This window comes from Rhizobium sp. BK008 (assembly GCF_014197345.1).
GTDB classification, from domain to species: domain Bacteria; phylum Pseudomonadota; class Alphaproteobacteria; order Rhizobiales; family Rhizobiaceae; genus Rhizobium; species Rhizobium anhuiense.
Map to the genome: position 1 here is coordinate 219395 of NZ_JACIFK010000001.1, position 13246 is coordinate 232640.

The 13246-nt window shown below is 59.1% G+C and carries 10 protein-coding genes; 1 reads left to right on the forward strand and 9 read right to left on the reverse strand.

Translation table 11 applies throughout. The features are described from left to right. Positions 1 to 973: 973 nt before the first annotated feature. The 9 genes from FHT69_RS01035 to FHT69_RS01075 all read right to left on the reverse strand — a co-directional run bounded on the left by FHT69_RS01035 (position 974) and on the right by FHT69_RS01075 (position 12710). Positions 974 to 2098 carry a glycosyltransferase family 2 protein gene (locus tag FHT69_RS01035; RefSeq protein ID WP_097542026.1) on the reverse strand — a complete coding sequence of 375 codons (1125 nt, stop codon included), beginning with the start codon at positions 2096 to 2098 and terminating at the stop codon, positions 974 to 976. Next, entirely contained in the window at positions 2095 to 3837 is a 1743-nt protein-coding gene (locus FHT69_RS01040) for an ABC transporter ATP-binding protein (RefSeq protein ID WP_183904772.1), read from the reverse strand. Before FHT69_RS01040 ends, FHT69_RS01035 begins: the two co-directional genes overlap by 4 nt. Further along, on the reverse strand, positions 3830 to 4903 hold the full coding sequence (locus tag FHT69_RS01045; protein WP_028758122.1) for a glycosyltransferase family 2 protein: 1074 nt from the start codon (positions 4901 to 4903) through the stop codon (positions 3830 to 3832). Before FHT69_RS01045 ends, FHT69_RS01040 begins: the two co-directional genes overlap by 8 nt. 2 nt (positions 4904 to 4905) lie before the next feature. Continuing rightward, the gene (locus tag FHT69_RS01050) at positions 4906 to 7908 is read right to left on the reverse strand and encodes a trifunctional glycosyltransferase/class I SAM-dependent methyltransferase/polysaccharide deacetylase (RefSeq protein ID WP_028758121.1); all 3003 of its coding nucleotides are present in this window, start codon (positions 7906 to 7908) and stop codon (positions 4906 to 4908) included. Further along, the gene (locus tag FHT69_RS01055) at positions 7902 to 9122 is read right to left on the reverse strand and encodes a glycosyltransferase family 2 protein (RefSeq protein WP_183903324.1); all 1221 of its coding nucleotides are present in this window, start codon (positions 9120 to 9122) and stop codon (positions 7902 to 7904) included. Before FHT69_RS01055 ends, FHT69_RS01050 begins: the two co-directional genes overlap by 7 nt. 31 nt (positions 9123 to 9153) lie before the next feature. Continuing rightward, the gene (locus tag FHT69_RS01060; protein ID WP_028759115.1) at positions 9154 to 10110 is read right to left on the reverse strand and encodes an NAD-dependent epimerase/dehydratase family protein; all 957 of its coding nucleotides are present in this window, start codon (positions 10108 to 10110) and stop codon (positions 9154 to 9156) included. Between the two features lie 831 nt (positions 10111 to 10941). Further along, complete coding sequence (locus tag FHT69_RS01065) at positions 10942 to 11802, reverse strand: DUF1236 domain-containing protein (protein ID WP_028759114.1); 861 nt, start codon at positions 11800 to 11802, stop codon at positions 10942 to 10944. Positions 11803 to 11901: 99 nt separating this feature from the next. Continuing rightward, complete coding sequence (locus tag FHT69_RS01070; protein ID WP_063474446.1) at positions 11902 to 12297, reverse strand: DUF1236 domain-containing protein; 396 nt, start codon at positions 12295 to 12297, stop codon at positions 11902 to 11904. Between the two features lie 140 nt (positions 12298 to 12437). Then, positions 12438 to 12710 carry a BON domain-containing protein gene (locus tag FHT69_RS01075; protein WP_063474447.1) on the reverse strand — a complete coding sequence of 91 codons (273 nt, stop codon included), beginning with the start codon at positions 12708 to 12710 and terminating at the stop codon, positions 12438 to 12440. 244 nt (positions 12711 to 12954) lie between these two features. Between FHT69_RS01075 and FHT69_RS01080 the strand changes: the two genes are divergently transcribed. Continuing rightward, positions 12955 to 13230: a DUF982 domain-containing protein gene (locus tag FHT69_RS01080; protein ID WP_047611492.1), complete on the forward strand. Its 276-nt coding sequence runs from the start codon at positions 12955 to 12957 to the stop codon at positions 13228 to 13230. Positions 13231 to 13246: the final 16 nt, after the last annotated feature.

Sequence of the window (13246 nt, forward strand, 5' to 3'; positions counted from 1 at the left end):
CGGTTCAACCCGCGGAAATCTATTAAAAATGTATATTTATCAATATGTTGCCTTTTGCTTGGTCGTATGGCTTTGTATCGGCAAGTTTCCGAGGCGCGGCCATCCCCGAATTTTGGACCATCGGCTGTCGTAACCTCACCAGCAATACCGGCAGGTTGTGGGAGATGTTGAGAATTCGAAGCGGACATCGCTTTCGGCAGATTTTCCGGTTCCAAAGTAAAGCTAAAGCCGACATCGGTGAACATGAAATGTACCGAATAGACTGAGATGGCCAATTTACGAAAGAAATTCAAATTTATCAAAAGGTAAAATTATGGATTTCAAATAATGGTTGTATTTAAGTATCAATTGCAAAACGATATAGGGCTTCTATTACAATAGTCTCAGGATGCATTATTCTTGATGAGTTTTGCGATACTTATAAAGTTCTATCTGGTGATGACATCAGATTGATGAAGACTGTTTCGCCTCCGAAAATATCCTGAAATCGATTGAGGCCTCGGTTAGAATATCGACCAAGGAGAGCCGGCGCTTCGACATTTGCCGCTGCGGGAGTTTCGCGTCGGGCCGATCTCAATGGGGCGATATCGTCACCCCCCACTCCGATCCACGGCTTTGATGCAGCCATTACAGCGATCGTATTTGCGGCAACCTGCCATCAGGCAAAGTTGAGGACCCGTCGGGGTGGGTGACGGGTCCTCTGGTAGGAATGTTTGCACAGTGCGCGGCTATGATGACAGTTAAATTTGATATTGTCACAGATCATTATTGGGATGATTGTTATTTTTATAGATTAATTGTTTTTTACTGACGGTAATTCTGCTTTGAAATCGAGCTTTCGAATATGGAATGACGAGATATTCAGAGGCAGATGGAGGTGTTATTTGTCAAAGCTTTAGACATTTGACAATGCTCGATCCTTGGCGCGATATGGGCGCCGAGCCAAAGGCGCCAGAGCTAATAGCCGACAGGCTCAGGCGTCCTGCGGCGAGGTCGCCGGCGAGCATTCGCCAGACCGGTCGATCTCCGACAAGCGCCTGAGCAATGCCTTGGTTCTAAAGCGCGACCAACCGCCGACCAATGGGATAAGCGGGTCTATCTCATCGAATTTCCCGAAATTCTTTTGCTTTGGTTGCCTGGCCGGCCAGGCTTTGGACAAGGCCCTGCGTGCGGCCCTGTTGGCTTTTGACAGGATCAATTTGACTATGACGCCGGAAGCAAGCAGTGGACTATGATGATAAATCTGTTTGAGCGAGGCAGCGGCGCTGGGCCAATCTTTCAAAGCGGCAAATTTTGAAAATGCATAAAGATGCGCCGATGCGCGGGCGCAGCTGACGACAAAGGCCGGAAGTGTCGGATTACGGGCAATACACTGCTCGCTCACAGCGAGAAGGGATCGCGCCATACGCGATCTATCGGCAGACATGGCTTCGGAGTGAACACGATATCCCACCAGCCCCAACGGCACCGTCTCGATCTTGAAATGCTCGGCAGTGCGAAGTTCGAAATCGAAATCCTCGCACCCTCCAATCCCCTGTCTTGCGTAACTTGGATCGTAGCCGCCGATCTTGTCGATGACGGCGCGGCGAACCATGAAACCGCTGCCATTGCCGACGAAGCGGAATACGAGATGACGGCTGAGAATGGAGTCCCGGGCGCTCAGCGACGAGCCGGATTTCGTGCAATATCCCTCAGGATCAATGAAGCGGTGCAGAGAATAGACCGCGCCCCAGCTGTCCGGCAGGCGATGGAGCGCCGAAAGCATTCTTTCGATATAGGTCGGATGCCAGATGTCATCGGCATCGAGGAAAGCGATATAGGGGGAGTTCGATGCCTGAATCCCGGTGTTGCGGGCGGCAGCGACGCCGTGGTTTTCCGTCGACAGAATCCGGATCCTTGGATCTCCATCGGCGAAGCGGCGACAGATGGAAGCGGTATCGTCCGTCGAGCCGTCGTCGATGATGACGATCTCCAGCGTCTTGTGGGTCTGGTCGACGACCGACTGCAGCGTCTCGGCAAGGTAGGAGCTGGCGTTATAGGCAGGAACGATCACCGCCACTGGAATGTTGGATGTGGTTGGCATCTCCATCACCGTCACCCGAGCTTGGATGTGAGTGCGGGCGGACGCAGATCGATCCGGTTCTTCATCAGCCTGGCCACAGCCGGCCGATGGCTGACGACGATCAGCGTTCTGCCCGCGTCTTCTCTCATCGCCGAAAATACCCGCATCTCGGTGTCTTCGTCGAGCGCGCTCGTGGCTTCGTCCAAAAGCAGGATCTGGGGCCGGCCGGCGAGCGCGCGCGCCAGGCCGATGCGCTGCCTCTGTCCGCCCGAAAGCCGGATCGCCTCGTCGCCCAGCCATTCATCGAAGCCATAGGGCAGATCTTCGATGAACTCCGTGGCGCACGCCACATCGGCGGCCCAGCGGATATCCTCGTCCGGGATATCGCGACGAAACCGGATGTTGTCGAGGACCGTGCCCTCCATCAGTTCGACATCCTGGCCGGACACGGAGAGCAGTTGCAGCCAGCTGGAGCGGTCGATGCTTGTCAGATCCCGGCCGTCGACCGTGATCACGCCTTGGGTCGGTCGGTTGAGATCGAGGATCATGTTGAGGATGGTCGTCTTGCCGGAGCCGCTTGGCCCGGTCAGAGCCGTCGTCTCGCCTGCCCTGATCGCAAAGCTCAGATCGTGAACCGCTGGCGCGTTCGAGCGCTCGTAGGCGAAGGAGACATTGTGAAAGACGATCGCCTCGGCCAGGCGGGTGACCTTCTCCCCTTGCTTGATGTCATCCTTTTCGGCAAGCAGCGCCAGGACGTTCTGCAGCGAGGCTTCCATCTCGTAAAGGCTGAGGATCTGCGAGTCGAAGCCCTTGATATGCGGCTGAAGCCGGTAGAGAAGGATGGTGGCCGAGAGTGCGGCCTTGAAATCGACCGGCAGGAATTCCGAAGACAGGATGATCGTCAGGATGACCCCGAAGGTCAGGATTTCGCTCAGAAGCGAGGTCGTCGCTCCCATCCAGTCCGACCGGCGCCAGGTCTGACCGACCTCCCTGGAAAGCGTCTCGAAGAGCTGCTGGTGGCGCTTCTCCAGGCCGAAGCTTTTGACAGCCTTCAACGTCTGCAGCGTTGTCCAGCTCAGCTGCGTCAAGGCTTCGACCGCGGCCAGGGCGGAGGTGCCGAGACGGCGGTAGGCGCCGGCGAAGAACCCCAATGCGAAATTATGGATGAAGCCGAAGGCGAGCCCGAGCAAGGCAATCGGCCAGGCCATGACCAGCATGCCGACGCCGAAGATCACGATCGTGCCGAAATTGACCCCCAGTCGGACGAGGCTGGCGTGGGCAGACGACACCGCGTAGGATTCGGTGGCGATGACATTGATCAGGTCGCTGCGCTCATAGTCCTGAAAGCGCTGGAACGGCATGGTCAGGACCTTGGCGTAGAGGCGGTCCCGCATGCTGTCGCTGATCCGATGGTTGACCGCGCTTGCAATGAGCGAATTGGCGCATCCGAGAAGAATCCGGAACAGGATCGAGCTGATGAGGATGCCGATCAGCACAGGCTTGGAAAGACTGAGGTCGATGCCGCCGAAAAACGCCGGAAGCCATGCGACGGCGCTGCCGGCAACCGGGCCTTCCTGCCCGAGAAGAAAGACGAGGCTAACCAGAAAGGTGATCCCGACCATTTCCGAGAAGCCCGTGAGGATGCCCAGGACGATCATCACCGTCATCTTCAGCCGCAACGAGGGAACGAGTTGGCGAAGCTCACGGAACCGGGCCGCGACCACCAGATAAGCGCCTGTCGGTTTAGCGGAAGCTGGTTTTCGAAACCTATTCATGGCCGGCCGTCCGCGAAGAGGTCGGGCTGATCGCCTGCTCGGCAGGCATGGCCGAGAAACGATCGCTGAATGCCGTTCCGATTTGCGGAATCTCCGCGGCGAAGTGCTTCTTTTGCCGGGCTGGCTTTCCGAGAACATGCCTTGCCATCCGCATGCCCTGGCGTTTCGTCTGGCGCCAGCCCTGCTTGATGCCATGAAGGGTCAGCTGCGGGATGTATTTTTTTGCCATCATCGGCGCCAGCTTGCTGAGCTGCGCGTAATCGGCTTGGAAAAACGCCTTGTTGAAATACCAGTGCGCCGTGTGGAATTGGGCTGCCCGGACATCCCGCGCAAGCTGCGGATAACGCGCGATGATCGGGGCCATGACCAGGTTATGGGACTTCAGCATCCGATAGGCGTTGCTGGACATGTTGCCCCTGGTGAAGCGATAGCCTGTGAGGAAATCGGGAACCAAGGCGAAGGGCAGGATCTCGGCGAGCGCCAGATAAAGCTTCAGATCCTCACAGCCTTCGGCGCCATTGTCGCGCAGGCCGGCGTCATAGCCGCCGCAGCGAAGGATCTCCGCCCGCGGCATCAAGGGGGTGCTGCCATTGCCGATGAAGTTTTCCCGCAGCAGCGGCTCGAAGATATTTCCTTGATGCATGACCGGTCGTGAATGGCCGAAGATGATGCCGTTCTCGTCGATCGCCGCATACCAATTGTAGGCGACCCCGTGTCCGCCGGGCAATGTCCTCAGCGCCTGAAGCTGGCGCTCGATCTTCTCAGGGTGCCACACATCATCGGCGTCGACGGGAGCGATATAGGGGCCGCGTGCCTCTCTTATGCCGTGGTTGCGCGCGCGTGCAACCCCGCCATTGTCCTGGCGCAGAACCCGGATACGGCGGTCGCTCAGGCCATAATCGCTCGCAAGTTCGAAGGTCCCATCCCGCGATCCGTCGTCGACCACCAGGATTTCGAGCTTGTCGTAGGACTGGGCAGAGACGCTTCGCAATGTTTCGGCAAGCGTCCTCTCGGCATTGTAAGCCGGTATGACGACGGTGATGAGAGGGGCGGCTGCGCCTGATATTGTCATCCGATAAAGGCTCCCGGCAGGCCAATAAGCTCAGGGAAGGCTTCGAGCGGATGATCGCCGCGCACTTCGAGGCGCGGCAGACCGAAGATATTGTCGGAAAAGCCGGCCTTATCCGGCCGTGTTGTGAAGCCGACCCCGTAGCCGGAAAGCGCCAGAATGCCCGGGACCCTGAAGTCCGTCGCGCCGTAGGGCAGCGCGATGGAGTCGACCGGGGCGCCCAGCCGGTTCCGCAGCACATTGCGCGACAGCATGGCTTCGGCGAGCAGGGCTTCATTGTCCAGCGCAGTGGCCGGTGTGTGGGATGCGAGATGGGAACCGAAGCTGATGCCCTTTTGGTGCAACTCCTGAATCTGCGACCACGACATCAGGGCCGCGGGCTCTCCATAGGCGGAATCCCAGTCCGACCGGCCGCCGACTTTATCGGTCACGACGAACACCTCGGCGCTGAAGCCATTCTCGGCCAGGATCGGGAAGGCGTCCGTCAGGAAATCCAGATAGGCGTCGTCGAAGGTCAGCATGACCGGCCGGCCCTGGATCGGCTTGCCGCTGCGCAAAAGCTCCGCCAGGGTCTGCGCCGTCACGGTGTAATAACCCTGGCGCCGAAGGAACTGCATCTGCTTGCGGAAGATATCAGGCGAGGTGCGGAAGCGCCGGAGTGCGGCGGGGCCATCCCGTGCGATCCGGTGATACATCAGGATGGGAACCGAGGTCGTGACCTCCGTCGTCCATGCCGCTTCGCGGTCGACGCCGTCAGGCCCCCAGATGATGTGTTTTGCCACATCCGCATCCAATGGGGTTCCATGCCCCTCGCTGCGTAGGACAGCCGCGGCAACAGGGCCTTTTCGGAACCTGTGGATGGCATAGAGTTCGGTCTCGATCGTCTCTTCCAGGGCCATCCCGGGTTGCGCGGCCAACACCTGCCGGATCGTCCCGACACCGAAAGGATTGCCCCAGTCGAAACCCGTCCGGTTGGGTTCGTCGCGGCGGATATGCGCATGGGCGGTGATGAGGTAGCCGTTCGCCTTCAGCGCGGCCGCCATCTTCCGGCAGGCAGCCGCGAGCATCTCCTCATCCTTCATGTAATACAGCACTTCGGAGCAGACGATGAGATCCTGTTCGGGCGGAAGATCCTGTCTGACGAAATCGAGAACGCGAAGCTCGATATTGCGATGGTCGCGACACCGCTCCACCGCCCTGTCGATCGCCCGCTGGGAAATATCGGTGGCCGTCAGCCGGCCGACCTTTTGCGCCAGCTTTTCGGTGAAAATCCCCTCGGCGCAGGCCAGCTCCAGCACCTTCTCGATCCCTTCCGGGATCAGGCTCAGCGTCTGCGTATATTTCACCTGCTCGTAGACCGAGACGTAGTTCCACGGATCCGGTCGTTCGAAGATATGCTCCCAGTATTCCTCCTCCGAGTGAACGGCAGGAGCTGCCTTTTCTTCCTCTGGGCGCGGCCCGGAGGGGTTTAGGGGGCGTGGCGCCGGGTCGCGCTGGAGGGTCCGCAGGCTGTCGGAGAGCCGTGCATCATTGTCATCGCTGTCGCTTGGCGCAGAGGCAAGGAGAGCTTTGCGCCCAAGGCCCACCATCAGTCTTTCCAGGCGGCCGCGCCGCCGGCCGTGCCGGATGATGATCCCGCCGAAGGCTCGGTATCCGCGCAGCGCCTCCCTCGTCCAGGAACCGATATAGGCGAGCGTCGGCGGCGTCTGCAGATGCTCGCCTGCCTGCATCTCCTGCATGATCAGCCGGATCTGCGCCCGGATCGAAAGATCGCCCCAGAGCGGCCCGACAAAGGTGCCGACATGCTGTCCGCCCGAGAAAGCGTGCATGACGAGCGTATCGGCCTGCTCGGCCTTGAGGATCCTGGAAAGCGCGCCCAGCTCGACGCTGACGACTTGGACATTGCCGAGCGTGAAAGATCGCAGGAGATTCGCGGCAGATAGCTGCCAAGCGACGTTCTCCACGATCTTCCGCCCGGTGCCGGGGAAGGAATGCCGCTGGATCAGCTCGATGAGCGAAAGAAAAGTCGGTCGCCATGTGTCGAGTGCATCGATGAGATCGTCGGCCCGATCGGAAAACACTCCCGTCTGCAATCCGTGCATGATCACGTCGACAAGAAAGCCCTCATAGCCCGTGGCATCAGGCATGTCAGGCAGCAGTGCGCCAAGGGCCGCGACATCCAAGGTCGGATCGAGCTTGGCTGCGACGACCCAGGCGAGCATGCGCAGCTGGCTGACGGCGGGCGGGATCCAGCCTGTCTGCGGCCCCTCGGCCGACAAGCCCTGCTGCCTCAGAAGCGCTTGCGCCTTCGTCGTCACGCGAACGGCGTCACGCACCATTTTGACCGGATCGCCGGAGAGCGAGCCGGCCTTCATGCGATAGAAAGCCAGGCACGTGTCGACCCGGCGAAATTCTGCGCCTGCAAAGGCCATGCGCAGCCAGAGATCCCAGTCCTCGCCGGTCTGCAGGGTCTCATCCATGCCTCCCAGCTGCTCGAAAAGGCTTTTGGGAAAGACAACCGTATGGATGGCAAGCGCGCAGAAGGAGGAGAACTCGCGCTTGGCGGCGTCTCCCGCCAGGGCGGGGGGCTGCTCCACCCGCAACAGCCTGCCGTCCGGGGCGACCCGGCGGTAGGCGCAATAGGCGATGACAGGCGGGGAGGCATCCTCTGCCACAGGCAGCATGCTTTCGATGAAGGTCGGATCCAGCCAGTCGTCGGCATCCAGCATGCAGAGCAGGGGCGCCGCCGCCAGGTGTGCGGCATGATTTCGCGCCGCGGCCGCACCGGCATTCGGCTGGCGGGCGGGTAGAATGCGGCTGTCTTTTCCTGCGATGGCCTCGAGAACCTCCCAGGTCCGGTCGCTCGAACCGTCATCGACGACGACGGCCTGCCAGTTCGAGCGTGCCTGTTGCTGCAGGCTGGCAAGACATTCGGCAAGCGTATCGTCTGCATTATAGGCAGGAATGAGGAATGAGATCTCAGGTGTCGCAGCACTCACCATGCAGGCATCTTCCATCGTCGCAGAACATAGAAAGCGCCATTCACGCTGCCGAGCATCTCCTGCTTCAGGAAAAAGTCGTTCGATGTCGCGCCTTTGCGAAATCGTTTCCTTAGCCTTCCGGCATAATATTTCGGAAAGGAGATGAGGATGCGCCTGAGATTGCCGTTATGTCCGGTGTTCTGATACTGGACCAGCAGGGCTGCGACATGGCCGCTCATATATTGGTGGATCTGCCTGGCCAGTCCCTTCATGTCCTTGCGGTGAAAGTGCCAGGCCACAGCCGTCGGCTCGTAGCGGCAGACGTGGCCATGGTGGAGCAGCCGGTTCCAGTATTCGGAATCGCCCGAGCAGCCAGCAGCGCCCATGTCGAGACGGACATCGAACAGGCCGATCTCATCGAAGACCTTGCGGCGGAAGGCCTGGCTTGCGCCGGCGCCGATCGTCCAGACCGGAGCGCCGTAACGCGTGTCCCTGGTATAGAAATCCTGATTGAAGTCCTGCCTGAGATAGCCCCGGCCGAAGCTCCAATGCTTTTCGAAGATGAACTGTGCCGGCGTTGCCAGTTCTCCGGGAAGGACCAATCCCGTCACGCAGGCGATCTCAGGCAGATCGAACCCCTTCATCAGGTTCTCCAGCCATCGCTGGTGGAGAACGACGTCGTCGTCGGTAAAGGCGACGAATTCGGTTCTCGCCGCCCGAACCGCCGCATTGCGGGCATAATCCAGCCCGACCCGGTCCTCACGGACATAGGTGGCGCCCGCTTCCTCCACGACGCGGCGCGTCGCATCGCCTGCTGAGGCATTATCCACCACGATGATCTCGACCGGCTGAAGCGACTGTTCGGGGATCGAGGCCAGGCACCGGCGCAGTTCCTCCGGCCGGTCCTTGGTGCAGATCAGAATGCTGACGTCGCGGTTGCGCACAGGGGTTTGCGCAACGTGACGCGCATGCTCGAGCGTCTCGCGTCGTACGACACGCTCGGCGAGTGCCGCCGCCGTCTCGGGCCTTTCGATATAGGCTTGTCCGACGGGAAGACCATCCGACAGAAAGACCACGAGCCCATCGGAGACCAAAGGCGAAGCGGCATCGAGGTGAGACGTGGCGAGATCAAGATAGTGGATCGGTACGGGAAAACTTATATCCTTCAGATCGGACGGAATGGGTTCTCGCATCGTCACTCTCTCAATCGCCCCGTGAACATACGCCACATGCAGCCGGGGCGCGAGTCTCGAAAGTCATCATGGTTTATTCTGCCGCGTGCGCCTTCATTTGGCTCCTGAACCAATCGAGCGTCTTCGCCACGCCCTGTTCGTAGGTGATTTTGCACGACCACTCGGGCATGACGTAATGCGCGTTGGTCAAGTCCGGCCGTCTATTCGTGGGGTCCTGCGGCGGTGACGGCTCGAAGACGATCGGCACGCCGCCGACGAGTCTGGAGACATATTGCGCGACCTCGAGAACCGAAATCTCGCGATCGTTGCCGACATTCAGGGGCCCCTTGTAGTCGGTTTGATTGATCCAGAAATAGCGCGCGAAACCGTCGACAATGTCGTCGACATAACCCCAGCTGCGCGACTGCAGGCCGTCGCCGAACACGGTAATCGGGCGGCCCGAAAGCGCCTGGGTGATGAAGTTGGAGACGGCGCGCCCATCGTCGGTGCGTGTCCGCGGACCATAGATATTGAAGGGGCGGACGACTTTGACATCGAGCCCTTGCGTGCGCTGCATCTCGAACAGCAGCGACTCCGTGCACCTTTTGCTCTCGTCATAGGACGAGCGCGGACCGGTGCAGTCGACCTGGCCCTTGTAGGATTCCGGCTGCGGCGACACCAGAGGATCGCCATAGACTTCCGAAGACGAGGTGAAACCGAAACGTCCGCCCTTCTTCAGCAAGTCGAGCAACCGGAATGCCCCGAGAAGATTGGCGGAGATCGTCCTCTTCGGCTCCTTCATGTACCACGGCGGCGATGCCGGGGATGCAAGGTGATAGATTTCGTCGAACTTATCCGAGGTCTGCAGCGTCTCGACGTCGGATTTCACGAAGTGGAAACGGGGATCCCGGATGTGCGCGATATTTTCGAAAAGCCCCGTCCAGAGGTTGTCAACAACGACCAACTTCTGAATATCCGTCCTCAGCAAAAGTCGATCACACAAGTGGGATCCGATGAAGCCAGCCCCGCCAGAAATCAATACGCTTTTCATTGCTTCGTGCCTCGTGACTTGAGATTAAGCTGATTGTTTATTAGCATTACCTGTAATGCATGACAATTATTTAGAAGAGTTCTAAGAATTACTCGCCTATTAATGTTAATTGTTAGATGTGCCTACTTTAAAGTGTTTCTGCCGATTCCGCACTCGATCACGAGCCGCCGGGCCGGACTGGATGCTGCCGATGATCGTCGCGCGATCATCACGACCTGCCCGAACTTGACTATCCGTTCCATGAGACGGCCCTACCATTTGCGGTTCGACGAAGGAGTCGGCATGGTATCGACAACCACTCAGACGCGTTCCGGACCCAGAGAGCTGAGGTTGTCTCAACGAAAAGCATGTCTGTCGGTGCAGACACCGCATGCCTGATGTGCGCTATATTTTCGAAAGATCCGCTGCAATGATTGTCAACAACAGCCAGTCTCTGGGTATCATTTTCCAAGTAGAAGTCGTCACATAAATACGATCCGATGAAGTCGAACCCGTTTCTCACGCCATCTCGCTTCGTTACTTGAGGATATAGTATTGTTATTACAGTGATCGAACGTTTTGTATGGGCACGAAGTCCGGGGTGGGTCGGACTTTGGTCTGAATTTTGCGCGTGGAAACGATCGTCATCGTCATTCGACTATCCGCCGCGCGTCTTTTTCAGGCGGGGAGATAACGCGCTAAGGCATTGAATCAAGCTCATTGTTTCCGAGAATCGGTTTCGATTTTCGGAAAGCACGTGTGGCGGTGCCCGGCTCTCCGCATAGCCCGAAACGAACTTTCATTCATCGGTGCCGGCGCCGCAAAAGACGCCGCCGACACCGTCTGCTTCGTTTAGACCTCGATAATGTAGACGATCGTCAATGCATTGGGATCGACGATCACGATGCGGCCGTCTGCAAGGATGAAGAAGCGGTAGCCTTCATATTGCGGAACGATCTTCACGATGCGCGTCGGCAACCGCTCGAGCCGGACCTTCTTCGGAATCTTCGTTCCGACGGAGACCGTGAAGTTCACTTCTTTCACCGGCTCGACATGCACCTCTTTCACCGCCGTTCGAATTTCGGTCTGCTGTTCGACCGAGATGTTGACGTTGGTCTTGGTGTTCGGCTGGTTGTTCGTCGTGGTGTTGTTCACGTTGGTTTCGGACGAACTCTTGTTCGTCGTCGCGTTCTGGTCGGCGGGCTGCTTTGACGCATCACCGCTCTTGGTGGCGCTGCCGCTATCCGTGCCTTCCGCCGGCTTGGCATTCTGCATGCTGCTCTTCGAGGTGGCGGTGCCGCTGCCATCCGTGGTGGCGGACTTTCCGGCTGGCTTCTGTTCGGCCGTGGCGCCGCCGCTGGCGTCTTGCGATCCGGATTTGGTTTCGGTCGAAGACTTGCCGGATGCACTTCCGCTCTTCGCGTTATCGTTCGAAGGCTGCTCGGCGTTCTTCTGCATGTCGGAACCCTGGCCGGATTTCTGCTGCGTTGACTGGCCCTTGCCTTGCGGGCAGGCTCCGGAAGCGTCGGGGGTGCAGTCGGTGCCTGTCTTGCCGGCGCCGGATTGCGCACCGGCGTCCATGCCCATCTGAGAACCGGGCTGCGCCTGGCCGCTGCTCTTGGTGTCCTGCTGGGCTGCGGCCGGCAGTGCTGCAAGCGGCGATACGCCAAGCGACAGCGCGGCCAGGATCATGGTGAGATGGTTGCTTTTCATAATCGATCTCCGAAGTTTGAACACGCCATACCGCCCGCATTCCCATGCGTCGCATGCGTGCCCTAATGGTTGGAAAGGGCGGCCGCAGCCGCCCGTCGGTCACTGGATGACCTGGATGACCTTCCGGGAGGAAGGTTCGACGATAACACGCTGTTCGTTGACGATCGCGTATGCATATTTCGGATCGTCGGGAATTGGCGTCACCACGACGGTCTCCGGCAGAGGCTGCCCGACGACGACCTTCTCCTTCACAACGACGCGTTCGGCCGGAGCCGGAGCCTGCTGTACATAGGTCACCACCTTCTGCGGCGGCGGGTCGATGACGCTGCCCGCCACGCCGCCGACGATGCCGCCGACAGCAGCACCGACCGGGCCGCCGACAATCGCGCCCGTTGCAGCACCACCCGCCGCGCCTGTGACCGTCGATGACTGCGCAAAGGCAGATGTCGATGCCAACAGGACGCTGGCGGCAATTCCTACTGCTTTGATATTCATCCGTTTTCCTCCTTCAATGCGGTTGGTTCCGCTGGTGAGCCAAACCTGAAAATGGAGGAAGTGTTCCCGGGCTGGGACTTCATGCCGGGGCTGGCCCGGACTATGGTCCTAGAGCCTCCAGCCCGGCCGGACAGCGTCCGTCATTGCGTCGGGAATCGACTCAACATCCGATCCTGAACGTTCTCCGGGCCGACGATCATCGCTGCCAGCGAGATGGCTTTTTCCCGGGCTTCGGGTTTTGTTATATAGCCTTCGAGCAGCACGACAGGACCGAGCATCCTGATCTCGATGGCGCTGCTGTCGAGATCCGGATCGGCGGAAAGGGCTGCTTCGATTGTTGCGATGGTCGATGCCGAACTATGGCCTTGCGGACAGCGCTCTTCATGGCTGTGGTTTTCGGGGCCGAACTTCATATACTCCTCCTGTTCCGTCCCCTCCACGGACCTTACGTTGCCTCAAACCACTATATGAGCAGCGGGTCCTCAGGCCGCCAGTCCGACTTAGGTCCGGCTTTCCCTCGCTGCCATCCTGCCTAGATTCTCCTCATCCTTGTTGAAAGGACATCAGGGAGGTTCGGTCGTTGTAGCTGAACTCCAGTCAGAACCTCCCTGGTGAAGCATCAGGTGCCGATCGGCGCGAGATAAAAGGCGGTTATCCATGCAAAAGATCGGCATAGTGGATTGGCGCAGGAGCGAAGACTTCGCGCCTGTGATGCTTGTCATCGGCGGCAAGCCCAGGCTGGTTCGCTCTCTCCATGAGGTCGCCGACGCCCTTATTGCCGCCTGGCCGACAGACGACGGCAAGGAATATATCGCAGCCATAAAAACATGCCTGGATGCCATCCAGGGCAATATTCCGGCCACGGTAGCCCGCGCCGCACTCATTCACGCTGCGGAAGAAGCCGGAATTCGCGTCATCGCGGTCGTTCACTGAGATTTTTGCAAGCTCG